Raw genomic sequence first — 23,924 nt, 5'->3', positions numbered from 1 at the left:
GGAAGGCACGACAGGGCCAGGTGGGACCTGGACAAGGCGCGCAGTCTCGGGCTGCGATGTGAAGCAGCGATGACGTGGAGACGACAGTTGCAGCGGTTACGGTGCGGGTGATGCCCGTAGCGGGCCTGCGCTACCCGGCAGCGTCGTCGTCGAAGCCGAAGGTGGCGGGCCGCACCGTCCGCAACGGGATGAACAGTGCGAGCGCGAAGACGACCAGGAAGGGGGCGGAGAGGAACCCCGCATCCTTGCTGCCAAAGGCGATGAAGTTGGCATGCAGATCGCCGATCCACTCCAGCCGCGTCAGCACCAGCACCAGGCCTCCGACCGTGGGGCCCGGCAAGCCGCCGTGGCCGGCCATCAGCAGTGTCGGCGACAGCAGACCAGCCAGGAATGCGAAGCCGACGCGGTACAGCCATGGATTGCCGCGCCAACGCGGCGCCCAGCGCCACATCAGCACCAGCAACGCCAAGGTCAACAGCGTCGGCAGTACGAGAACCGAGATCACCAGCCCGATCATCCGACCGACTCCACTGCTGTGGTACTGCGCGTCTGCTCTGGCATGTCCCTGGCCTCCATCGTGTCCATGAAGGCCGCATTGTTGCCGCTGCTACGGCAAACGCAAAGCCCCGCCACCGCAAGAACTGCTAAGCGCCCCACTCCCTCGATCCGTTACGCTGCCCGGCATTCGACCAAGGAACAGCGCGATGAGCGCGGCAGGCAAAGCGTTGTGGTACATCGAAAGCCATGCGGACAAGCCGCTGGCGCTGGCCGACATCGCGGCTGCCGCCGGACTGTCGCCGTTCCACCTGTCGCGCCTGTTCCAGGCCCGCACGGGTACGTCGGTGGTGCGCTACCTGCGCGGACGGCGCCTGACCGCCGCTGCGCAGCAGCTGGCCAACGGCGCAGGCGACATCCTGCAGGTGGCGTTGGCGGCGGGTTACAGCACGCATGCCGCGTTCACCCGTGCCTTCTGCGAGCAGTTCGGGCAGACCCCGGAGCGCGTGCGCGAGCGCGGTCTGGCGGAGCTGTCGCTGGTGCACGCGATCCGCCTCGACGATGCACCGCAGGCTTGCAGCGAGGCGCCCAGACTGATCGACTGCACACCGTTCCAGGTGGCCGGCATCGGCATGCGCCACACCCGCGACAGCGGTGGTGCGATTCCCGGGCAGTGGGCACAGCTCAATCGCGAATGGCCAACGCCGGCACCGGTCAGTTTCGGTGTGTGCTTCAACAGCGACGACGATGGTGGTTTCGATTACATCGCCGCGCTGCCGGTGAACGCCCTGTCGTCGGTACCGGCACACTGGCAGCGGGTGGATGTTCCTGCACGCCGTTACCTGGTGGCCTGGCATGGCGGCCATATCTCCACCATCCGCTCGACCTGGTTCTGGCTGCTGGACCAGTACCTGCCCGCCAGCCACCTCAGCCTTGCCAACGCGCCGGACCTTGAACGCTACGACACCCGCTTCGACGAGCACAGCGGCCACGGTGGCGTGGAAATCTGGCTGCCGGTCGATCACCGCCCAGCCTGACCCGGAGAGACTGACGATGCACGCAACACGATGGATGCTGATCCTGCTGCTGGCTTCGCTGGCGCCGATGGCGATGGCGGCCGCTCCCATCACCGCCGGTGAGCGCCACGATGTGACAACGCTGGAAAGCGCGGCGATACGCGATGGCGCGCACCGCGATGTGCTGCGCTTCACCGTGTGGTACCCGGCAAGCCCGGGCAGCGACGAAACGCCGCTGACTATCGGGCCAGCGGATGCGCCGCTGTTCGAGGTGGGGCGCGCGGCGAAGGACGCCCCCATCGCCGGCGGGCGCCTGCCGACGCTGTTGCTGTCGCACGGCAATGGTGGCACCGCGCGCATGATGGGGTGGCTGGGCACTGCGCTTGCGCGTGCGGGCTACCTGGTGATCGCCGTGGACCACCCCGGCAACAACGGCGCCGATGAGATGACGCTGGCCGGCAGCGTGCTGACCTGGCTGCGCGCCGACGACCTGAAGGCCGCGCTGGCCGCAGTAAAAGCCGACCCGGATCTGGGGCCACACATTGATGCGTCGCGGCTGGGCGTGGTCGGCTATTCCGCCGGTGGCTTCACCGCACTGCTGAGCGCCGGCGCACGGCCGGACATGACGCGGTTGCTGGCGTTCTGCCAAGCGCACCCGGACGACGGCGTGTGCAGACCGCAGCAGGAAGCAGCCGCACATACGATGGAGGCGCGTCTTGCTGCAGCGGCATCGCCGCAACTTCAGCCGTACGTGCAGCAGGCGCAGGATGATCGTTCGATTCCCGGTGTCCGCGCAGTCTTCGTGCTGGCGCCGGCCATCGTGCAGGCATTCGCACCGGAGCAGCTGAAGGCGTTGCAGCAGCCGGTGGCGATCGTGCTGGGCGCTGCCGACGAGGTGGCGCCACCAGCGACCAACGGCGATGTGGCGGCGGCGCTGATTCCGAAGGCAACGCTGCACACGCTGCCGGGTGTCGGCCACTACGACTTCCTGTCCGGGTGCACGCCGCTGGCGAAGGAGCGGCTGCAGGCGCTGTGCGTGACGACGGTGCCGAAGGAACAGACGCATGGTGTGGTGGTGGAAGATGCGGTGCGCTTTTTCGGCGAGGCACTGCGGTAGACGCTGTCGAGCACGGTTTGAGGTCCCGACTGGCAGCAACGATTCGTTGCGCAGGTGATGACGCGGCGCGAAGGTGCGCGGGACTACACTGCACCCAGCGCTACACGGAGGATCGACCATGCGCCTGCTGCACCTCACCCTGCCGGTATCCGATGTCGCCCGCGTTGCCGCTTGGTTCCGCGACGTGCTGCAACTGGAGGTGGCCGGCGACCAGGTCCGCATCGGCTGGAGCACGATCCAGCTGCACCCTGCCGGCGACCACCCTGTCGGCGGCGTGCACCTGGCCTTCAATGTGCCGGACAACCGCTTCGCCGAGTCCATGACCTGGCTGCGTGAACGCACGCCCTTCCAACGCAATCCGGAAGGCCTCGATTACTTCGCGCTGGAAAGCAATTGGCAATCGCAGTCGGTGTATTTCACTGGACCCGATGGATTGATCCTGGAACTGATCGGCCGCAGGCGCTTGCCGGCCAGCGACCGCAGTGGCGCCTTCCATGGCAGCGAGTTGACCTGCCTGAGCGAGGTTGGCCTGCCCAGCCACGATGTCGATGCGGTGCGCCAGCAGTCCAGCCAGCGTTTCGGCCTGCAGCCGATCAGCACGCCGTCGCCACAGTTCGCGCCGATGGGCGATGACGAGGGCCTGCTGATCGTGGTCGCCGCCGATCGGCGCTGGTTCCCCGAGCAGAAAGACCTGCCCAACGCGCAGGGACTGCAACTGCAGGTGGGCGATGTGAGCGGCAGCGGCGAACTGCACGATGCCGTGCTGGGCTGGCGGGTACAGGCGGCCTGAGCTACCAGCTGCCCGAGGCGCCTCCGCCGCCGCTGCGGCCACCCCCACCGGACCAGTCGCTGGAACTGCTCGAGGACGAACTGGACGAGGAGCTGCTGGACGACGAACGGTAGCCTCTGGACGAACTGCGGCCGCCGCGGGCTTTTTCGCCGGGCAGCAGGGTGAACACCCAGATGAAGTACAGGAACAGCGTGCCCACGCTGGACACGATCGTCGCCAGCACGCGGGCGTTCTCGTCGCCGGCCCGGTCGATGGCCAGCAGTGCGCCCAGCGCATAGCCAGCGGTCAGCAGCACCAGCACCACCAAGCGGATGGTGAAGCTGTTGCGGTTCTTCCGCCAGCGCGCACGACCAGCCTGCACCAGGAAGAACACCAGCATGGCGGCGATGCCGACCGCCAGGTTCAGTAGCGTGTGCAGCGCAAGGCTGGGCGGCAACTGACCACGCACCAGCATCACCGCGAAGAAGCCGGTGCTGACGGCCAGCATGCCGTACAGCACGATGCGTACGCCGCGGCTGCGATGCCAGCACCAGCCCAGTAGCGTCGCCACCAGTACAGCGGGCACCATCACGAAGAACAGAACCGGCAGCACGTGGCGCGGCAGCAGCAGCGTCGCAGACAGGACCCCCGCGGCGATCACCGTCGTCACCAGCAGCGGCCGGCCCCAGGCAGGCAATGTCGGCCACGTCGGCCTGGGCATCGTCCCATTGGCTGCCTGTGCCTTGCGCCGCCGCTCGCGGCGGTTGCCGGTGAAATCGGCTTCGGTCCTGGTCGCCAGCAGACGCGGAGGTGATCGCCACAGACCCGCCAGGAAGCCCGCCAACAACGTCAGCGCGACGACCGAATCCCCCGTGCGCCAATCCGGCGGCAACACGTTGCGTGCCGATGAATCTTCCCAGGCCGGCAGTTGCTCGCCATCGACCAGCGCCACCAGCACTGCAGTGCCGTCCAGCACGCCATGGTCCAGGTCTCCCTCGCGCAGGCGCGGTACGATCGCCTTGTCGATGATGCGCGCGGCATACGCATCGGGAATGGTGCCTTCCAGGCCATAACCGGTCTGGATGCGTACGCGCCGATCCTGCACCGCCACCAGCAGCAGCACGCCATCATCGACACCCGCGCGGCCCAACTGCCACTGGTCGAAGACGCGCTGCGCATAGGCTTCGATGCCTTCCTCGCCAACGCTGGGCACCACCAGCACCTGCAGCTGCGCGCCCTTGCGTGCCTGCAACTGCAAGGCCTGCTCGCGCAGCATGGCGCGGGTGCTGGCCGACAGCGCGTCGGCGGTGTCCACCACCGGATCATCCAGTGCCGGAATCGGGACTGCCGCCAGCGCCTGCAGCGGCAGCAGGCAGAACAGCAGCGCGAGACCTGCCCACTGCCATGCGTCACGCCACTGGCGCACCCTGCTCATGGGGCTGCCACTCTCTGCGCGTGGGACGTCCGCCGGGGCGCCTGGTGCCGTGCTCGGCAATGGCGGGGTGGTGCGCATCCTGCAAACCAACATCTGTGCATTTCCTCGCCCAGGAAAGGGAAAAGCCGACCGGGTCGCCCCGGCCGGCCTCCTTTGCCACACACCTCGTGGCAGGCAGCGGTCAACGGCCCATGGCCACCCGCTGCTGCTCGTCCTGCACGTGCTGCTGGGAGGGCTCATGCTTGGCCAGCATGGCAGCACTGGTCTCCTGCACGCTCGGTGCCGTCTGGGTCATGTCCACCGCAGTGCGGAAGCCGGGAACGGTGCCCATCACGAATGCCTTGCCATCCTGCAGGGTCACACCCTGCAGCTTCTCCGGCGAATCGATGCCGGCAGCCTTGGCCTGCGCGGTCACATGCGCGGCCATCTCGTTGCAGATCATGCCCGGCATGTGGCCACGGATGGCGTTGTGCAGCGGCGTATCCGGATGCGCCTTGTCGCCCAGTTGCGGCCCCTTCGGCGCCGCCTCGGCATGGCTGCGGCCTTCGGCCAGCTTGCCCAGCGTTGCCGGACCGGCCACGCCATCGGCGGAGAGCCCCTGCTGCTTCTGGTAGGCGGTCACTGCGTCCTTGGTATTGGCGCCGAACCTGCCATCCTCGCTCAGCCGGTTGCCGTGGCTGTCGCGCACACCCAGGCGGTTGAGCTCCTTCTGCAGCGCAGTTACTTCCTCGCCCTTGGCGCCCTGGCGCAGCACGCCGCCGTGGTCGCCCTCATGCGCATGGCCACCCTTGCCGGTTTCCTTCAGCTTGCCGTGGTCCCAGAAATCCTGCGGGCTGAGCAGCTTGCCGTGTGGATCCTTCAACTGGTAATGCACGTGCTGGGCATACTGCCCCGCACCACCCGGGCCACGCCCGCCCATGGTGCCGATCGGCTCACCCGCCTTGATCGGCTGGCCTTCCTTCACCTGGGTCGACTGCAGGTGCAGGATCTCGTGCGAGTTGCCCTGCGCATCCTTGATCTTCACCGTGCCGTAGTCGCCACCGACGAAGGTCACCGTGCCGGAAATCGGCGCGTTGACGGTCGGGTGCTGCAGGTTGCGGCCATGCTGGCCACCGACATAGTTGAAGTCGGTGCCGCCGTGCGGCTTGTGCGCGCGGTGTTCGCCGAACTCACCGGTAACGTGCGGCTTGACCCCGTTCTGCGGGGGCAGCATCACCTGCATGGTCTGCTCGAAGGTGCGGGTCTGGCCTTCGGCATGCGCCGCTGCCGGCTTGGCCTGCGCGGCCGCAGCCACGGCGGGGGCCGCGTGGCTGCCATGCGACTGGCCATGGGTCTGACCCAGGCGCTGCTCCACGAACTGCTCGTACTTGTCCACGTACGGCATCACTTTCTTGTCAGACAGGTTCAGGCCGCCGTAATCGCGGGTCGGGCCGTCGTGATGGTACTTGTAGATGTATTCCTCACCCTGGCCACGCTTGTGCGCCAGGGTGCGGTTGTCGATGTAGTGCTCAACCAGTGCATCGGACTGTGCGCCGACGTCGAAGCGGTTGCGGTTGTTGAGGTGGTAGTGGTTGCCGGTCTTGTCGATGAACTGGCCCAGGCCCGAGGCCGAGGTGGTGCCAGCGGCGGCGTCAGGGTTGAAACCCGATTCAACGCGGGCGATGGCCAGTACGTGCGCGGTTTCGCGCGGGGTCAGGCCCTTCTCGCGCGCCGACTCGATGAGGGTGTCGATCACCCGCGACTGTACTTCCGGGGACGCATCGCCCCAACGGCGGGAATTGCCATGCAGGCGGCCGTCGCTCTGGTCGATCGGCTCGCGGTAATGGCTCCACGATTTGATGCGGTCACTGCTGTAGGCCGCCCCGCGGGGCTGGACCATGTCCTGGTAGATGTCTGCCATGTCTGTGCTATCCATTCTATGAAAAAGGGAATTTCCTTAAGGGGTACTGCTCCTGGTACATCCAGTACTGCGGTACTGCGATCACAGCGCGCGTGCGACGTCCTGCCGCCGCGCTCAGTCTTCGATGTAGTTCACCTCCGGGTGCTTGATGCCGAGCGTGTCGATCAACTTCTCGTACTCGTCGTTGTTGGGCTCCTGCTCCTCGCCTTCGGTGCCACGCAACGGCGGCGTGCTGTGGGTCAGCTGGCGGCCACTGGCGTCGTACAGGTAGTACCACTCGCAGAAGCTGCAGCCGAACGGCAGTTCACCGTACTGCACGACGAAATACGGCGTGCCGCTGCGGTCCTGCACACAGGCCAGGCCGACAGCGGTATAGCCGTCCATCTCCTTGGGTACGGCAATGGCCTGGCGTGCGCCGTCCTTTTCGATTTCCAGCGTGGTCAGCCGGGAAGCGTCCGTGTCTTGGGTGGGCAGGGCCGCCAGGTGCAGGCGGGTGCCTTGGCAATCGATATGCATGCCGGTCTCGTCGCGCGTAAGGGAGGTGGGAAGGGCCGCAGCGGCGGCCGCAGGTGCGGCCGGCGTCGTGGCCGGCTCAGGGGAAGCGGGGGCCGCCGCCGGTGCAGCCGCCTCGGGGCCGCTGCAGGCAGCAAGCACCAGGGCCAGCACGGGGACAACGGGAGACAGACGCATGCGGTGCTCCTTGGCTAAACCACACGACCGCCCGCAGGCGGCCGCGCGGAGGATCAGATCGATTCGTCCTCACGCTTGACCAGCTGCCAGCATGGCTTCTGGGCAAAGGTGTAGGTCTGCTGGTCGCTGGTATCCGGGGTGCGCATCTGCACCTGCACCTGGCCGTCGGGCAGGCGGGTGACCTGCATCTCGCGGCCCTGGCGCTGCAGCGTGGCCGGGTCCGGCATCACCGGCCATTCGACCTTGGCCAGCGGAACGTTCTCCTCCACCTTGCGTGGCTCCGGTTCGGCTTCGCCGTCGATGTGGCTGTCCAGCAACGGATCGGCGGTGGACGTTTCCTGCAGCGCGATCTCGTTGCCGAAGTGCTTGAGGAAATCGTCGAAGACCGGATGCGGGCAGCTGGCAGAGGCGTCCGCCGCCGGCGCGGCGACCGGCGCGGCCGGCGTGGTGGCGGCAGCGGTGCTGGTCGGAGCCGGCGCGGCGGTGTCAGCGGGAGCGGGGGCAGCCTGGGGTGCCGGCTTGCAGCCCGACAGCGCAAGCCCCAGGGCAAGCGCGAGCAGGGCAACGGGGCGGAGCTGGTTCACGGGATCCTCCTGATTCCGGGTGGTCGCGCGCGGTTCCGGCGCGGTAGGGAGGCAAGGATAGCCATGCCTCTGTCAATTCAGTTTCAACATCCGCTGTCAGGAATATCCCGACACCCGGAATTGAGACTCATATCACACTATTATTGAAATCAACGTCATTCCGGCAGCCGTTAGACTACGCCGCCCTTTCTTCTGCCCTGGCCCCATGCGCGCACTCCTGCTTGTCGTCTCCCTGCTGGTGCCAGCGCTGTGGCCCGGCGTCGTGGCCGCACTGGAGGTGCGGGAAGGCGACCTGCTGTTCGTCACCGCCGGCCATGGCGGCCTGAGCGCGGCCATCGACGATGCGACCGCAAAGCAAGGTTCGACCAGCTTCGACCATGTCGCGCTGGTGGCGGCGGCGCCGCAGGGCTGGGAGGTGCTGCACGCCGACGAGAAGGGCTCGCGCCGGCAGACGCTGGACCAGTTCCGCGAAGATGCGCGTGGCAAGCAGCGGCGGATCGTGGTCTATCGCCTGCGCGCACCGCCAGGGAATGCCATCACCGATGCAGTGGCCACCGCGCGCACCATGCTGGGCAAGCCGTACAACACCGCCTATGTGTTGAACGACGACAGCTACTACTGCTCTGACTTCATCGAACGCGCGTTCCGCGCGCATCATGTGTTCGCGCTGCAGCCGATGAACTTCCGCAACCCGCAGACCGGTGAAATCTCCCAGCATTGGGTTGACCTGTATCGGGGCATGGGCATGGACGTTCCGCAGGATCTGCCCGGTACCAACCCCAACGATATGGCCGCAGCGACGGTGCTGCAGCGGATCGGCGTGCTCGAATAAGCGAAGCCCCGCACGGGGCGGGGCTTCGTCGGTGATGGATGGCGGCTGCCAGGATCACTCTTCCTCGTCCTGCCCGCCCTGCTGCTGGTTCTGGTTGCGCTTCTGCTGTTCCTGCTGCTGTTGCTGCTGCTGATCGCGGCCGCGCCCCTGCTGCTGATCCTGCTGGTTCTGCTGGCCCTGCTGCTTCTGGTTCGGGTTCTGGTTCTGCTGTGCCATGTCCGATCTCCAAATGCCACGCGCGGAATGCGGTGGACGTGGCCATCGTCGGCAGCGATTGGTTAACCATGCGTTGTCAGCGGGCTACACCCATGTGTACGCGCGTGAATTAACCCACGCCAGCCCTTGCGGCACAAGCGACTGAAGGATTCATGCAGGATTGGCATGTGGTCATGCCGCAGCCGCGAACGCACGCATTCAGCGTTCTTGCCCGCCGCGGCGCGCGCAGCGGCGGCCTACGCCTATGGTCCCATTTGCAGCATGCCGGGCCGCCGCCTATCGTCGGAATGACATCACGCCGGAGATGCGCATGGTCCGCGACACCGCAGCACGCCCCACCTACGAACAGGCGCTGGCCGGCTTCAGCATCGAGCACGCGCAACGGCAGCTGCAGCTGCAGGGTGACCTGCAGGCCGGCATCAATGCCTGCGTGGAGTGCTGCGACCGCCACTGCGGCCGCAATGCGCTGGCGCTGCGCTGGGTGGATGCCCACGGCGCCCTGCACCGGTACACCTTCGAGGATCTGCGCGAAGCCTCCGCACGTGTTGCCCAGGTGCTGACCGCGCAGGGCATTGGCAGGGGCGATGTGGTGGCCGGCCTGCTGCCGCGTACACCGGATCTGCTGGCGACCATCCTCGGCACCTGGCGGGTGGGCGCGATCTACCAGCCGCTGTTCACCGCGTTCGGCCCCAAGGCCATCGAGACACGATTGAACACCGGACGCACCGCACTGGTGGTGACCGACAGCGCAAACCGCAGCAAGCTGGACGAGGTCGAGGGCTGCCCGCCAGTCGCCACGATCCTGGCATCCGGGCAGGCGCTGCGTGCCGGCGACATCGACTGGAGCGCGCGCAGCGCCGATGCCACGCCCGACTTCGCGCCGGTGATGCTGCGCGGCGATGCGCTGATGGCACTGCTGTCCACCTCCGGCACCACCGGCAGTCCCAAGGGCGTGCCGGTGCCGTTGCGCGCATTGCTGGCCTTTGCCAGTTACATGCAGTTGGCCGTGGACCTGCGCGCAGACGATGTGTTCTGGAACATCGCCGATCCCGGCTGGGCCTACGGGCTGTACTACGCAGTGATCGGCCCACTGCTGCTGGGCCAGGCCACCACCTTCAGCGAAGCCGGTTTCAGCGTGCAGGGACTGAACGACATCGTCGCGCGGTTGGGTGTCACCAATCTTGCCGGCTCGCCCACAGCGTACCGGCAGATCATCGCCGCCGGCCCCGAGGCCAGCGCTGCCATCAAGGGCCAGCTGCGGGTGGTGAGCAGCGCCGGCGAACCGCTGAACCCGGAGATCGCGCGCTGGTTCACTGCCCATCTGGGCACCACGGTGCTCGATCACTATGGCCAGACCGAGACCGGCATGGTGGTCAACAACCACCACGCGCTGGAGCATGCCGTGCGGCCGGGGTCATCGGGCGTTGCGATGCCCGGTTACCGCGTGGCGGTACTGGACGATGCCGGCAACGAACTGCCACCGCGCACGCCGGGCATCCTCGCCGTGGACCTGCGGCAGTCGCCGATCATGTGGTTCACCGGCTACTACGGTGCCGACACACCGGCGCTGGGTGATCGCTACTACCTCACCGGCGATTCGGTGGAATGCGAGGACGACGGCTCAATCAGTTTCATCGGCCGCTCGGACGACCTGATCACCTCGTCGGGCTATCGCATTGGTCCATTCGATGTGGAGAGCGTGCTGATGGAACACCCTGCGGTGGCGGAGACGGCGGTGATCGGCGTGCCGGATCCGGAGCGCACCGAGATCGTCAAAGCGTTCGTGGTCCTGTGCGATGGCTTCATCGCCAGCGACACGCTGGCGCAGGAACTGCAGCAGCATGTGCGGCGCCGCTTGTCCGCCCATGCCTACCCGCGACAGGTGGCGTTCGTGGCGGAACTGCCGAAGACGCCCAGCGGCAAGCTGCAGCGCTTCCTGCTGCGCAAGGCGGAGATCGAGAAGCAGGCGGCGGCTGGCTGAGGGTGTCTGGGGTCAGAGCCCTTCCTTCGAAAGGGATCTGACCCCGGGTTTGCGTTACGGCATCACCGGCGGCACATATGCCAGCGTCATCCCCAGCAGCCACAGCAGGCCCAGCACCAGCGGGATATGCACCAGCAGCTGGATGAAGGTGAAGCCGACGATGTCGCGGGCCTTGAGGCCGAGCACGCCCAGCAGCGGCAGCATCCAGAACGGATTGATCAGGTTCGGCAGCGCTTCGGCCGCGTTGTAGACCTGCACCGCCCAGCCGAGGTGCGCCTTCAGTTCGTTCGCGGCCTGCATCACGTACGGTGCTTCGATGATCCACTTGCCGCCACCGGACGGCACGAAGAAGCCCAGCACTGCCGAGTACACGCCCATCACCAGCGCGAACGTATCGGTGCTGGCGACGTGCACGAACAGGCTCGACAGCCGATGCGCCAAGGTCTGGCCATCACCACCGGCGGCGTGGGTGAGGATCATCGCGATGCCGCCGTACAGCGGAAACTGGATCAGCACACCGGTGGTGCTCGGCACCGCCTTGGCCACCGCGTTGAGGAAACTGCGCGGGCGCCAGTGCAGCAGCAGGCCCAGCGAGATGAACATGAAGTTGTAGGTGTTGAGGTTGGCGATGGCGCTGACCAACGGCTTGTTGGCGAACTCGTTGAACAGCCAGCCGAAAGCCAGCAGCGAAAGCAGCACGGTCAACAACGGGCTGTATTCCAGCCATTCGCCCGGTCGGGTGCGGCGCTGCAGCGGTTCCGGTTCGGCCTGGGCGGCGCCGGGGAAATCTTCGGCGGTGCGCGCACTGCCGGCGGCCGGTGCGGTCAGCCAGGCGATCAGCAACGAGACCAGGATCAACACGGCGGTCAGCACAATCGACTGCCACAGGAAGATGGTTTCGGTGAACGGCAACACGCCGGTGATCTCCACCAGCCCCGGCGGCATGCTGGCCGGATTGGCCTGCAGCTGCGCAGCCGACGAACTCAGACCCATCGCCCACACCGCGCCCAGGCCCAGATAGGCCGAAGCACCGGCAGCGCGGTAATCCATGCGCAGTTCGGTACGGCGGGCCAGCGCGCGCACCAGCAGGCCGCCGAACACCAGCGAGAAGCCCCAGCTGAGCAGCGAGGCCAGCATGCTGACCAGGCCGACGTACACCACTGCGCCGCGACCGGTGCGCGGTACGCGGGCAAGGAAGTCGATGAAGCGCGCGACCACCGGCGCAGTGGCCACCGCATAACCACCGATGACCACGAAGGCCATCTGCATGGTGAAGGGAATCAGGCTCCAGAAGCCGTCGCCGAAGGCACTGGCCGTAGCCTGCGGGGTGGCACCGAAGCCCATCGCTGCCACGGCGACGATGACCACGCCGAGCACCGCGAACACGTACGCATCGGGGAACCACTTTTCCGCCCAGGCGGCCGAGCGCAACGCTGCGCGCGCCATCCAGCCGTCCTGCACTGCTGCCGTCGACGCCATCACCTACCCTCCCAGGTTCGATGGCCTGATTCTGCGCGGTGGGGTGCGGGCTGTCAGCCACCTATTGGTCGTAGGTGGCGGGAGGCCCGGCGCTGTGCGCCGCCGCCCGAGCATGGGCTCGGGCGCTACAGGAGCACTGTCAGCTGTAGAGCCGAGCCCACGCTCGGCTGCGCGTCTCAACGCAGCGCCAGATCCACGGCGATACCGGCAAACAGCGCGGCACCCACCCAGTTGTTGTGCAGGAAGGCCTTGAAGCACGGCCCACGCTCGCGGTTGCGGCAGATCCAGAATTCGTAGATCACCAGCAGCGTCGCCACCGCTACGCCGGCCAGGTAGTACCCACCCAGCCCGCCGCGCACGCCCACCAGCGCCATCGTGGCCAGGAACAGCGCGTACAGCACGCCCTGGATGACCAGGTCCAGGTCGCCGAACAGGATCGCAGTGGAGTGCGAACCCATCTTCAGGTCGTCTTCGCGGTCGACCATGGCGTACCAGGTGTCGTAGGCGGTGGACCACAGGATGTTGCCGGCATACAGCAGCCAGCCTAGCATCGGCACCTCGCCCTGCACGGCGGCGAAGGCCATCGGGATGCCCCAGCCGAAGGACATGCCCAGGTAGACCTGCGGCAGATGGGTGTAGCGCTTCAGGTAGGGATAGCTGGCCGCCAGGAACACGCCGATGAAGCTCAGGGCGATGGTCAGGCCGTTCAGGGTCAGCACCAGGCCGAAGGCCACCAGCATCAGCACCGCGAACAGCGCCAGCGCCGCACGGCCGCTGATCGCACCAGTCGCCAGCGGTCGCGCCTTGGTGCGCTCCACGTGCGGGTCGAGCCAGCGGTCGGCGTAGTCGTTGATGACGCAACCGGCCGAGCGGGTCAGCCAGACGCCAGCGGTGAACACGAACAGGGTCCACAGCGGCGGCAGGCCGCCAGCGGCCAGCCACAACGCCCACCAGGTGGGCCACAGCAGCAGCAGCGTGCCGATCGGGCGATCAGCGCGCATCAGACTCCAGTAATGCCGCCAACGCGGCGTCGCCGGCGACTGCGGCGAAGTGAGGGGGGTATCAGCCATGGCGATAGGATACTCCTGCCCCTCTTGCAGGGCTTTGCCCATGGGGGGAGATTTGTTCCGCGAAACTGGATAGAATGCCGGTCCCGCACCGCTTCATGGCGCTGCGATGCCCGCCCCGGCACTGGTCGGTGGCGCGGCGGTTCTACAACGCGCCCGTAGCTCAGCCGGATAGAGTAGTGGCTTCCGAAGCCATTGGTCGGGGGTTCGAATCCCTCCGGGCGCGCCATCTTCTTGTCGGCTTCGGCCTGCCAATCACCGGGCAGATTCGCCCGCGCATGTCTCCGTTCTCAGTTTATGAGTCCCGCAGGGCGCAGAATGGGATTCTGTACTCCAGCTCCATTTGGATTGAGTAGACTCGGCGCCATGGGTATCGCCTTGCCAGCACAGGACAGCCTCGGCGTCGGTCTCTATTCCTACGCCGATGCTGCGCGCTTCATTGGCGGCAGCTCGTCGGAACTGCGCCGGTGGCTGAAGGGCTATCAGGGTCGGAAGCACGGGAATCCGGAAGCCCACCCTCCCCTGTGGAAGTCGCAATGGGCCGATTCAGAGATCGACGGCATTGGCTTTCGCGATCTGATCGAGCTGCGCTTCGTCCGCACATTCGTCGCATGTGGCGTGCCACTCAACCTGGTGCGGCGAACCATTGTCGAGCTGAACGAGCGGCTCGGTAAGGAGTACCCCTTCACCAGCACGAGCTTCAAGACCGATGGGCGCCGCATTTTCATGGAGCTCGTGGGCGACAGCGGCGATGCAGCACTGGTGGATGTGGTGAAGCGCCAGGACGTGATGCGCAAGGTCATCGCACCTTCGCTGCGTGACGGCATCGAACTGGGCATCGATGATCGTGCCGAACGATGGTTCCCACTGAAGGGATCCCGTGCGGTGGTATTTGATCCACAGCGCAGTTTTGGTCAGCCCATCCTTGCCGAATCGGGCGTTCCTACCATCGCCATTGTCGAGGCGCTGCGCGCCGAAGGTGGCGACGAGCGTCGCGTGGCCAAGCTGTATGACCTATCTCTGACTGCAGTGAAGAAAGCACTGCAGTTCGAGAATCGAGCCGCGCCTTGAAGGCGCAGATCGATGAGAATCTTCCGCCCGCGCTGGCCCGGGCCATCGACGCCATTGCAGGAACGGACGAACACGAAGTCTTCCACGTAAGGGAGTTCGTGATGCCCGGCACTACTGACCTGGAGCTCTTCGACGCGGCCACCCAGCGTGGCATCCGCGTACACGTTACCCAGGATCATCATCATCGCAAGCCCGCAGAGCGCGAGGCGATCGCACGCCTCGGCCTGACCGTATTCGTTCTGGCCAAGGGCTGGAGCACGTTCAACCACTACGAGCGCGCAGCGCGGCTTCTGGAGTGGTGGCCCAAGATGATGCAGCAGGCCGAACTCGTGCAACCTGGTGCAATGTTCCGCGTACCGCATGCCAGGGCGTCCGGGGGACGGCTGACGCAGATCAAGGTGTCACGGTAGCCGCTTCGCGCGTCAACCCTCATCATCCGTGAAACCATGCTGTGCACGCAGCATCGGGTCGGTCTCGATCATGAACATATGGAACAGGTGTTTATGGTCCCGCGACCAGCTCCCCTGCAACAGACGCCACGACGCCACATCTACGCGCGGCAGCTTCCGTTCCAAATAGTAGACACGGCTGCCATCGCCGGAGAAGTGTCCGTCCAGCAGCCGCCAGCGCGCGTGATCCACGCCGGGCAGAGGCTTCCCGTCGCAGTAGACGCTGCTGTCGTCAACGGCGTACAGCGGGTCCTGCGGGATTGTCTGCAGCAGGTCGCCGCGCAGGCAATGCTTCATGCGTCGGCCGCAGTACCAGCCGCCGTGATCGTCGGCACCGTAGCCGCCGCCCATACTGCGGAAAGTGGCGCAATTGGCTTCGGCCAAGGCTTTCAGCGAAGTCTCGTATTCGAAGTAGACATTGCGCTTGTCCAGCCAGTAATCGCCGCACTGGCGGAAGCTGTCGCGGTCAATCGCAGGCAGGCGGGTCCAGGCGTGGTAGACGGCGTGCGAATCGCGCGCGATGAAATAGTGCTCGGGGATGAACTCGAAACTGGCCGCGTCGGCCTTGCGCAGCAACCGACCCTGGTGGAAGACCTGGCCTTCGTGGATTCGCCAGAATTCGGTGCCGTAGGGGCCGACGAATCGCTGGTCAGGAAGTTCGCTGATCTTCTGCCATGGCATGGTATGGGGCTCCGCCAACGGTGGGGCCGTTAGTTTAATGCGGTCGGCGGGAAAGACAGCCGGGCGTGGGTTCGGCTCTACGGGTGCCAATGTACCGATGCAGACAGCAACGCCGGGCATGGCCCGGCGTTGTGTTCAAAGCAGTCGAGCATGGCTCGACTCTACACAGAGCAGATCAGTACTTACCATCAAACGCAAAAATCGGCTTGCGCTGCTTCCACGCACCGGCAGTGAAATCCGGGAACTCCAGCGTCTGGAAACTGTTGGCGATCGACTGCTCGCTCAACGGCGTAATCGCACTCCACGTCACCGCGTCGTAAATATCGATCGGCATCGGCGCCTTGGCCTTCAGCGCTTCCACGAACGCATGGATCACGAACCAGTCCATGCCACCATGCCCTGCACTCGCAGCCGTCTCGGCGTTCTGCTTCCACAGCGGATGTTCGTACTGATCCTGGTACGTCTTGAACTCTTCCCACTGGTGCGGCGGGCTGCGGCCTTCGATGTGGATCGAATGGTTCACGTCCATCCACAGGCCCTTGGTCCCCTGCACGCGGAAGCCCATCGAATACGGGCGCGGCAGCGAGGTGTCGTGCTGCAGCAGGATGGTCTCGCCGTTCTCGCAGGCCAGCGTGGTGGTGACGATGTCGCCGAGCTTGAACTTGACCTTGGTGCTCGGGTGGGTGGTGCCACCACTCTTGGCTACGGTGTATTCGTGCAGGCCGCGTGCCTTGGTGGCGAACGCATTGATGTGGGTGAAGCGGTTGCCGCGGTTGATGCCGGTATACATCGCGCACGGGCCGATGCCGTGGCTGGGGTACAGCTCGCCATTACGCTCCACCGAATGCTCGGTGCGCCAGCGTGCTTCGCTCCAGCCCTTGGGGCCGAATTCCACGCCGCTGTCGTAGGGCTGGTTCGGGTCGCCGGAGTTGAACTTCACCCCGCGCAGGTCGTGCTGGTAACCGGCCTGCAGGTGCACCAGTTCGCCGAACAGGCCCTGCCGCACCATCTGCAGCGCCGCCATCACGTCGCGGCGGTAGCAGACGTTTTCCAGCAGCATGTACGGGGTGCCGGTGCTCAGCTGGGTCTTCAGCACATCCCAGTGGTCCTGCAGGGTGATGCCCGCCACAACCTCACAGCCCACGGCCACGCCGGCCTGCATCGCGGCAATCGCCATCGGTGCGTGGTATTCCCACGGCGTGGCGATGATCACGCCGTCGACGCCCTTCTGCTCCAGCAGGCGCTTCCACGCGTTGATGTCGCGGTCCTGGCCGTAGGTCTTCGGCGCAGGCTTGCCCGCCTTGCTGACCATCTCCACCGCGCGACCGAGCATGATCGGCTCGATATCGCACAGGGCAACGACTTCCACGTCGTCGCGACGCACCAGTTCCTTCAGCAGCACCAGGCCACGCATGCCGGTGCCGATCACGGCCAGGCGCACCTTGCGGCCACGTGCCCATGCCGGGGTCTGCGGCAATAGGCTGCTGGCGGCGACAGCGGCGCTGGCCGCGATGAATTCCCTACGCTTCATGGCAAACACTCTCCTCTTGAAGGCGCGCCAGCCTTCGCCGGCGCGCCTGGTCACGCAAACGGAATTACTTGAACCGGTAGCCGATGGTCACACTGTAACCACGACCGAAGATGGTGGCGTAGTCACTGGAGTCACCCAGGAAGCTGTTCGGATCGTAGAACGGCAGGCGGTTGAACAGGTTCTTGACGGTGAAGCTCAGGTTCCAGGCATCGTCCGGGCGCCAGGTGACGCTCATGTTGGCCGTCCACCACGACGGTGCACCATCGCACTTGCTCTTCTGCAGTGCCAGGTAGCCGCCGGTGCAGGTTTCCTTGTTGTTGCTCACTTCGTCGACCTGGTCGGTGGCCCACTTGGTGCCGCCCACGTAGTTGACGAACATGCTGGTGGTGACCTGCTTGTAGGTCCAGTCGGCATTCAGCGTCGCGCGCAGGCGCGGGTTGTTGTAGTAGCCCACCACGTCGCCGTAGAACCAGCCGTTCTGTTCGTCCATGTAGAAGCGGTTGCGGTTGGCGATGGTCGCGGCCAGGCCGATGTTCAGCCCACCCCATTCACCCAGCGAGAAGCGGCTGCGCGCATCGATGTCGAAGCCATCGATCAGGGTCTTGCCGCGGTTCTTGTACTGGCCCACCACGCTGGCCACGTTGCCGGCCGAGTAGCCCGGCAGCGTTCCCGGGCAGCTCACACCGCTTGCCGGGTCGGCGCACATCGCCGCCAGCTGCGCCAGGTTGGCGCGGTCGCTATCGGTGATCGGCGAGCGCGACGAGGAGATGATGTCTTCGGCGCGGCGGTAGTCCGGGGCAACGATTTCGTTGTCGCGGTAGATGAACCAGTAGTCGGCCGACACCGACAGCCAGCTGGCCGGCTCGTAGACGAAGCCCAGCGTGGCGATCTTCGCCTTCTCCGGCTTCAGGTTCTGGTTCGGCTGGGTCATGCGGGCCACGGTACGGCTGCAGTCCACGTTGAGCAGGCTCTTGCCCAGGTCGACATCACCGCCGCGCTGCGATTTCAGCAGCAGGTTGGCGATGGCGTTGGTCTCGGCGCAGCGCAGTTCATCACGGTAGCCGCCCAGCTGCGCGTACACGCCGCCGTTGCCGGACTCGGCCAGGCTGGGGGCGCGGAAGCCGGTGGAATAGGTACCGCGCAGCATCAGCTGATCGAACGCCTGGTACTTGAAGCCGATCTTCGGCGCGACGTTGGCGCTGAAGTTCGGGTACTTGTCCACGCGCACGGCCGCATCCAGTTCCAGCTTTTCGGTGATCGGCGCCACCGTTTCGGCGAAGAGCGCATAGGTGTTGCGCGCGCCATCGAACCACGAACCACCCTGCTGGGTGATCAGGCCGGCCGCCGCGTCGGCGTTGCCGGGGGTATAGAAAGTTTCGCGACTGGCGTTGAAGCCGAACGCAGCGCGCATGTCACCGGCCGGCAGCTTGAACAGTGGGCCTTCGATCTTGCCGTCCAGGGTATGCAGGCGCGTCCACGACTGGATGTCGAAGGTCGGGAACGCTTCGCGGATCAGTGCGCCGTTGGCCTCGCTGATCTCACCGAACTTGTACGCCGGATGATCGGAAATGATCACACGGCCCGTGCCCGGGTCGATGCTGTACGGACCGAAGGCCTTCTCGAAGCCCTTCACGTTGACGTTGATCGTCTGGTAGGTGGTCGAGTGCGTGCCGGCGGTGGCGAACGCGGTCTCCCAGTTCCAGTCACCGACGTTGCCACGCGCGCCGGTCAGCACGCGATAGCTCTTGTCGGTGTTGCGCTGGCCGAAGTAGTTGGCACCGGCATCCTGCAGCAGGTACTGCAGGCCGACCACGCCACCCATCATGGCCTTCAGCTCGGGGCTGGCGTGGTTGTACTCGTTGTTCGGGCCCAGGAACGGATACAGGAACTGGTTGACGTTGTTGCCGGTATCGCGCGAGAACCAGCTGGTCGGGTTGCCGGTGGTGGTGCCGTAGCTGCGCGGCGTACCGCCGTTGGCACGCAGGTCGATATCGGTATAGGTGGCCTCGGCGAAGATCTCGGTGCTGTCGCCCACCAGGAAGGTGCCGTTGAGGTAGGCGGTGTTGCGCTCGGATTTGGCGCCGGCGTCGATCTCGTTGTTCATCCAGGTTTCCCAGACGCAACGCGGGCCGGCCGCTTCACTGGTGAGCACGTTCCTGCAGCCCGGTGCGGCTTCCTGCACGCGGCGGCCGGTGACCGGATCGAACGCGAAATAGCTGCCCGGGTTGAACTCACCCGGCTTGCTGCCCACGCCCAGGCGCAGGTTGTTCAGGTAGTTGGGGTTGTTGACGTAGTACTGGTCCGGGCGCTTGTCATAGAAGTCGGCCAGCGGAATCGCGTCGCGACGGTACATGTTCACCGCGCCGTAGATGTTGAAGCGGTTCTCGGTGAGGTCACCGAAGCCGGCGGTGATGCTGGCCTGGCGCTCACCATAGGAATCGATACGCGAGGAGGTGTCGTTGGTGAAACTGATCTCCGCGCCCTGGAAGTTGCGCTTGGTGATCACGTTGATCACGCCGGCCACTGCGTCGGTGCCGTACACGGCCGAGGCGCCGTCAGTCAGCACTTCCATGCGTTCGATGGCGGCGGCGGGAATCGCATCGATGTTGACGAACTGGGTCTGGAAGCCCGCTGGCGCACCGTAGTACGACAGGCGACGGCCGTTCAACAGCACTAACGTGCCCTGTGCGCCGAGGCCGCGCAGGTTGGCCTGCGATGCGCCGTCCGAGCCGGTGAACAGCGAGCGCGCATCCTGCTGCGCTGGCCGTGCGGCCGGCAGGTTGTCGAGCACCTGCAGCAGCGTGCGCGCTCCCATGTTCTGGATGTCCTGCTTGCTGATCACCTGCACCGGCGAGGCGGTTTCAACGTCGGTGCGGCGGATGTTGGAACCGGTGACCTCGATGCGGGCCAGGTCGGTGGCCTTGTCCTTGCTCTCCTGGGCGAAGGCAGGAACGGCGACCGACAGCAGCACGCCGGCGATGGCCAGCGACAGCGGTGCGATCGAGCGACAGGGGGGGCGGTGGTGGCGGGCGGGCAACATCGGGGTTCTCTCCTGGCAGGGGTGCGGCGCGAATGGTGGATCGGCGGGCAAAACGCTCCCGGGCCACGGCCGTGAGGGCCGCAGTCGGAATGGGCGGGGGAGGAGCGGTGTTACGTGGCGGTCATGGGGCGACGATGCTGGCGGAGTCGCCCTCCTGGCCGATCAGCACGGCGTTGGCCCAGTTGGCACAGACCTGGGCGGGTTGGCTGCCCTGCGCACCCAGCGTGCGCAGGCTCAGGGTGGATAGGCCACGGATGTCCAGCTCCGGCTTGACCACGCCGGGCGCCTTCACCAGGCCGCTGTCATACAGCAGATGGTTGTCACCCCAGACCTGGAACTGCAGCCCACCGGCCGTGCGGCAGGCATCGTCGATACCGAGGTCGGCGCGCAGCAGGCGCCAGCCACCCTGCAGGCGCAGGTCGATGCGGCTGTTGGCGGCCACGCCGAGGCCACGGCGGAACTGCAGGCCGTTCATGCGCATGCCGGCGTCACCCGTGAACGCCTTGTCGGCGCGCACCTGGCTGGCCAGCGCGGCCGGCACCGGCAGCTCGGAGAGATAGCGCTGCCGGGCCGGTCGCTCCGGTTCCTGATGTTCAAGGATGTGGAAGGTGGACAGGGCAATCGGGCCGACGTCGCGCGGTTGCAGCGCATCGAAGGCACGCGCACTGCCCTGCGCGGCAGTCACCATCGGATCGGTACTGCTGGCGCCATCACCGTCGGGGTTCTGCACGCTCAGCACGCGGAAGCGCAGCAGGCGGCCGGCGTGGGCCGGGAAGTCGATGCGCTGCGTGCCTTCCTTCAGCTGCAGGTGGCCGCGGGCAATCGGTTCACCCCACTCGCCGTTGCTGTCGCCCAGGTACACCTCGTAGTCGCGCACCTGGCCGTGCTTCCAGTTCTTGTCGTTGCGCGGCGCGATGTCGATGCCATCGATCATCTTCCGTTCGCCGAAACCGATCACCCACTCATGGGCACCGGTGCGCACGGCCTGGTTGCGCACGCTGCGGAACCAGGTGGCCGGATCATCATCGAAGGCATTTTCCAGCGCATGCCCGGGTTCTTCGGCCGGGCGATTGACCACCAGCAGGCTGTCGGCCGGCAGTTCGCGGCCCAGCACCGGTGCGGCCGGGTAGGCATCGTCGGCGGCCGCGGCGGCGACGGCGAAGTCCAGCTGCAGCTGCAGCGGCTGGCGGATATCCTGCGCAGCGGTGCGTACGTGCAGGGTGCCGCGACGCTCCTTGGCATCGAAGTACCAACCCTCGCTGGCGCTGTTGAATGCGGTCGCGTCGGCCAGCGCCGGCAGCACGCGGCCAGCGGCCTGCACCGCACGCGGCGCCTGCCGGCTGAGCACGCGCAGGCCATAGCGGCGCTGTGCCAGCTGGCCGTTGTACTGGCCCTGTACCGCATCGATCTGCACCTGCACCGGGCCACTGCCCTGTGCCGGCGCCTGCACACTGATCCGCTGCGTGCTCGATTCGCCCTGCTGGTAGCGGCGGGTGTTGCCGTCATCTTCGTACAGCGTGTACTGCGAATCACCCTGCGGGTACAGGTCGAAGGTCACTTCATCGAGCGGTTTCTCGCCGTCGAACAGCATCGACGGGTACATCGGCAGGATCGCACCGGCACGCACGAACACCGGCAGCGTGGCCAGGTCCACCTGGCGGTCCAGCTGGCGGCCATCGGCGGCGGCCTGCACGCGGCGGCCATCCCAGTAGTCGATCCAGCCGCCGGCGGGCAGGTGGATGTCGCGGCGCCAACCACGGCTGGCGGCCTGGCTGCGGTACACCGGTGCAACCAGCAGGTCGCGGCCGAGCAGGAACTGGTACTTGTAGGTTTCATCCTGCGCGTGCGGATCGCGCGGGTTGTCCCACATCAGGCCACGCACCGGCGGTGCACCGGTCTGCGCAGCCTCATGCACCAGCCCATACATGTACGGGGTCAGGCGCATCTTCAACTTCAGGTAATCGCGGTTGATGCTGCGGTAGGGCTCGTCGTACCACCACGGGTGCTTGCGCGCATTCGACGACCAGCCGCTCATGCCCATCAGCACCGGGGTGAACGCCTTCCACTGCAGGTCGCGGGTGAAGGTCTCGGCGCTGCCGCCGAAGATCGCGTCCACATCGCCGCTGGCGTAGGCCATGCCGGACAGGCCCGAACCCACCAGGGTCGGCACATGCCAGCGGATGTAGTCCCAGCTGCTGCTCTGGTCGCCGGTCCAAGCCACGGCATAGCGCTGGATGCCGGCCCAGCCCATCACCGTCCACAGGAACGGGCGCGAATCGGAATTGTCGAGGATGCCGTTGAACGCCTGGCGGTTGGCATCCATCGCGAACTGGTAGCCCTTGCCGGTCCAGGCCACGTCCAGTTTCTGCACGCGGCTGCCGGCCTTGCCCACTTCCCAGGCGATCTTGTCGACGCCGTTTTCGGTCCACAGGCCGGTGCGGAAACCGTACCCGGCCAGGCCCTTCACCGTCTCCGGCAACTGCTTGTAGCCGCAGCCATAGCCATCGTTGGGCAGGATCCAGCCGCCGGGCATGTCATTGGCGCGGTACTGCTTGGCTACGCTGTCGATCACGTCGGGGGTGGTGCCGGTCGGGCCGTCGCTCCAGCCCTCGGGCACGGTGCCGGGCTTCTTGCTGTTGTCGCCGTCGTTGTAGCAATCGGCATCGCCGTAGGACAGCGCCCAGCGCGCGACCATGTTCGGGCGGCCGGTCAGCTGGGTGTAGCGCTCGATCAGCTTCGGCAGATCGGCGCCAACGAAGTAGTAGGCATCGAAGCGGTCTTCGCGATGCAGCAGGGTGGCCTGGTCGCTCTGGCGCAGGTCGTAGCTGCCGTCGCTCCATGTGTTGCGCAGCATGCCCCAGCCACGGCTGCTCAGCAGCATCGGCGCCGGGCTCGGGCGATCGCCCTCCTCCCAACCGCCGGAGTACGAGACTTCCAGTTCGCGGCCCTTGAACTGGTAGCGGCCGTTCTGCTGGCCACCACCGTAATAGCCTTCATCGGCCTGCGATGACAGCACCTGCACGCTCTGCGTGGCATCCAGGTCCAGCGGTTGCAGTTCCTGCCACAGCGCGGTGGGCTGGCCATTGTCCAGGCGCTCCAGGCGCAGGCGCAGCGGCTGCCGCTGCACATGCAGCACGAGTGCAGCGGTACGCACGCGGATTTCCTGCGCGTCTTCTTCCAGCTGCGCCTGCACGTTGGCCTTGGGCTGCGGCAGCACGATCGGTGCGGCCTTGTCGCCGGCCCCGGTCAGCTTGCCGTTGCGGCCGGCCTGCACCCGGACGATGTCGGTGGCCGGCAGTTCGATGCGGATGCGCGTGCCGTTGTCGGTCTGCAGGTCCCAGCCACTTACACCGTCGGTGCTGGCACTGGCGCTGAACGAGCGCAGGTTGCCGACCGGTGCGGCCTGGGCCGACAGGGACGCCGACAGCAATGCCGGCAACAGGGCCAGCAGCAGTGGCGAGCGACGAACGCAGATTTCCACACGGACTCCCAACCCGTTCACCGGGCGTTTCGAAAGCGGTTGGGCCGACTCTAGGGCAGCGATTCGAAAGATGTCAACAAATTGAAAGGA

General features: G+C 66.2%; 19 protein-coding genes and 1 tRNA gene. 8 read left to right on the top strand and 12 right to left on the bottom strand.

Annotated features, from left to right (window positions below; genetic code table 11):
- Positions 1–130: 130 nt before the first annotated feature.
- Positions 131–517, bottom strand: a complete 387-nt coding sequence (locus MRBLST15_RS17705) for a hypothetical protein (protein WP_312704592.1) — start codon at positions 515–517, stop codon at positions 131–133.
- Between the two features lie 187 nt (positions 518–704).
- Here MRBLST15_RS17705 and MRBLST15_RS17700 point away from each other — a divergent pair, with 187 nt between their 5' ends.
- The 3 genes from MRBLST15_RS17700 (at position 705) to MRBLST15_RS17690 (ending at position 3,418) form a co-directional block, all read left to right on the top strand.
- A complete protein-coding gene (locus MRBLST15_RS17700) occupies positions 705–1,532 on the top strand; it encodes an AraC family transcriptional regulator (RefSeq protein WP_367787100.1) in 828 nt (275 codons plus the stop codon).
- 34 nt (positions 1,533–1,566) lie between these two features.
- Positions 1,567–2,628 (top strand): alpha/beta hydrolase family protein, encoded by a 1,062-nt coding sequence (locus tag MRBLST15_RS17695; protein ID WP_414716160.1) that lies wholly within the window; start codon positions 1,567–1,569, stop codon positions 2,626–2,628.
- A 118-nt stretch (positions 2,629–2,746) separates the two neighbouring features.
- Positions 2,747–3,418 (top strand): VOC family protein, encoded by a 672-nt coding sequence (locus MRBLST15_RS17690; RefSeq protein WP_367787096.1) that lies wholly within the window; start codon positions 2,747–2,749, stop codon positions 3,416–3,418.
- Between the two features lies 1 nt (position 3,419).
- Here MRBLST15_RS17690 and MRBLST15_RS17685 read toward each other — a convergent pair whose 3' ends face one another.
- The 4 genes from MRBLST15_RS17685 to MRBLST15_RS17670 all read right to left on the bottom strand — a co-directional run bounded on the left by MRBLST15_RS17685 (position 3,420) and on the right by MRBLST15_RS17670 (position 8,006).
- Complete coding sequence (locus MRBLST15_RS17685) at positions 3,420–4,832, bottom strand: TPM domain-containing protein (protein WP_367787094.1); 1,413 nt, start codon at positions 4,830–4,832, stop codon at positions 3,420–3,422.
- A gap of 181 nt (positions 4,833–5,013) precedes the next feature.
- Positions 5,014–6,732, bottom strand: coding sequence for a peptidoglycan-binding protein (locus tag MRBLST15_RS17680; protein ID WP_367787092.1), 1,719 nt, complete (start codon positions 6,730–6,732; stop codon positions 5,014–5,016).
- A 114-nt stretch (positions 6,733–6,846) separates the two neighbouring features.
- The gene (locus tag MRBLST15_RS17675; protein ID WP_367787090.1) at positions 6,847–7,422 is read right to left on the bottom strand and encodes a hypothetical protein; all 576 of its coding nucleotides are present in this window, start codon (positions 7,420–7,422) and stop codon (positions 6,847–6,849) included.
- A 53-nt stretch (positions 7,423–7,475) separates the two neighbouring features.
- Positions 7,476–8,006, bottom strand: a complete 531-nt coding sequence (locus MRBLST15_RS17670; RefSeq protein WP_367787088.1) for a hypothetical protein — start codon at positions 8,004–8,006, stop codon at positions 7,476–7,478.
- A 205-nt stretch (positions 8,007–8,211) separates the two neighbouring features.
- Between MRBLST15_RS17670 and MRBLST15_RS17665 the strand changes: the two genes are divergently transcribed.
- Positions 8,212–8,838, top strand: a complete 627-nt coding sequence (locus MRBLST15_RS17665; RefSeq protein ID WP_265953584.1) for a YiiX/YebB-like N1pC/P60 family cysteine hydrolase — start codon at positions 8,212–8,214, stop codon at positions 8,836–8,838.
- Between the two features lie 54 nt (positions 8,839–8,892).
- Here the strand turns inward: MRBLST15_RS17665 and MRBLST15_RS17660 are convergent, their stop codons facing one another.
- Positions 8,893–9,054, bottom strand: a complete 162-nt coding sequence (locus tag MRBLST15_RS17660) for a hypothetical protein (protein WP_164745118.1) — start codon at positions 9,052–9,054, stop codon at positions 8,893–8,895.
- 310 nt (positions 9,055–9,364) lie between these two features.
- Between MRBLST15_RS17660 and MRBLST15_RS17655 the strand changes: the two genes are divergently transcribed.
- A complete protein-coding gene (locus MRBLST15_RS17655) occupies positions 9,365–11,035 on the top strand; it encodes an AMP-binding protein (RefSeq protein WP_367787085.1) in 1,671 nt (556 codons plus the stop codon).
- A gap of 54 nt (positions 11,036–11,089) precedes the next feature.
- Here MRBLST15_RS17655 and MRBLST15_RS17650 read toward each other — a convergent pair whose 3' ends face one another.
- Together MRBLST15_RS17650 and ubiA are read right to left on the bottom strand one after the other, a co-directional pair.
- Positions 11,090–12,514: a short-chain fatty acid transporter gene (locus MRBLST15_RS17650; protein WP_367787083.1), complete on the bottom strand. Its 1,425-nt coding sequence runs from the start codon at positions 12,512–12,514 to the stop codon at positions 11,090–11,092.
- Positions 12,515–12,690: 176 nt separating this feature from the next.
- Positions 12,691–13,584: a 4-hydroxybenzoate octaprenyltransferase gene (gene ubiA / locus MRBLST15_RS17645; protein WP_265953576.1), complete on the bottom strand. Its 894-nt coding sequence runs from the start codon at positions 13,582–13,584 to the stop codon at positions 12,691–12,693.
- A gap of 149 nt (positions 13,585–13,733) precedes the next feature.
- On the opposite strand from ubiA, the gene MRBLST15_RS17640 reads away from it, so the two are divergent.
- The 3 genes from MRBLST15_RS17640 (at position 13,734) to MRBLST15_RS17630 (ending at position 15,062) form a co-directional block, all read left to right on the top strand.
- Positions 13,734–13,810 (top strand) — tRNA-Arg (locus MRBLST15_RS17640).
- A 137-nt stretch (positions 13,811–13,947) separates the two neighbouring features.
- Positions 13,948–14,652: a DUF433 domain-containing protein gene (locus MRBLST15_RS17635; RefSeq protein WP_033832462.1), complete on the top strand. Its 705-nt coding sequence runs from the start codon at positions 13,948–13,950 to the stop codon at positions 14,650–14,652.
- Complete coding sequence (locus tag MRBLST15_RS17630; protein WP_033832463.1) at positions 14,649–15,062, top strand: DUF5615 family PIN-like protein; 414 nt, start codon at positions 14,649–14,651, stop codon at positions 15,060–15,062. The genes MRBLST15_RS17635 and MRBLST15_RS17630 overlap by 4 nt, the downstream gene beginning before the upstream one ends.
- Positions 15,063–15,074: 12 nt before the next feature.
- Here MRBLST15_RS17630 and MRBLST15_RS17625 read toward each other — a convergent pair whose 3' ends face one another.
- The 4 genes from MRBLST15_RS17625 to MRBLST15_RS17610 all read right to left on the bottom strand — a co-directional run bounded on the left by MRBLST15_RS17625 (position 15,075) and on the right by MRBLST15_RS17610 (position 23,834).
- On the bottom strand, positions 15,075–15,782 hold the full coding sequence (locus MRBLST15_RS17625; RefSeq protein ID WP_033832464.1) for a DKNYY domain-containing protein: 708 nt from the start codon (positions 15,780–15,782) through the stop codon (positions 15,075–15,077).
- Positions 15,783–15,957: 175 nt separating this feature from the next.
- Positions 15,958–17,313, bottom strand: coding sequence for a Gfo/Idh/MocA family protein (locus tag MRBLST15_RS17620; protein WP_367787080.1), 1,356 nt, complete (start codon positions 17,311–17,313; stop codon positions 15,958–15,960).
- A gap of 64 nt (positions 17,314–17,377) precedes the next feature.
- A complete protein-coding gene (locus MRBLST15_RS17615) occupies positions 17,378–20,353 on the bottom strand; it encodes a TonB-dependent receptor domain-containing protein (RefSeq protein ID WP_367787078.1) in 2,976 nt (991 codons plus the stop codon).
- A gap of 121 nt (positions 20,354–20,474) precedes the next feature.
- Positions 20,475–23,834 (bottom strand): TIM-barrel domain-containing protein, encoded by a 3,360-nt coding sequence (locus tag MRBLST15_RS17610; protein WP_367787130.1) that lies wholly within the window; start codon positions 23,832–23,834, stop codon positions 20,475–20,477.
- Positions 23,835–23,924 lie beyond the last annotated feature (90 nt).

It is taken from the genome of Stenotrophomonas sp. LST15-1-1.1, assembly GCF_040815575.1.
GTDB classification, from domain to species: domain Bacteria; phylum Pseudomonadota; class Gammaproteobacteria; order Xanthomonadales; family Xanthomonadaceae; genus Stenotrophomonas; species Stenotrophomonas lactitubi_B.
This window is presented reverse-complemented; position numbering and strand designations above follow the sequence as displayed.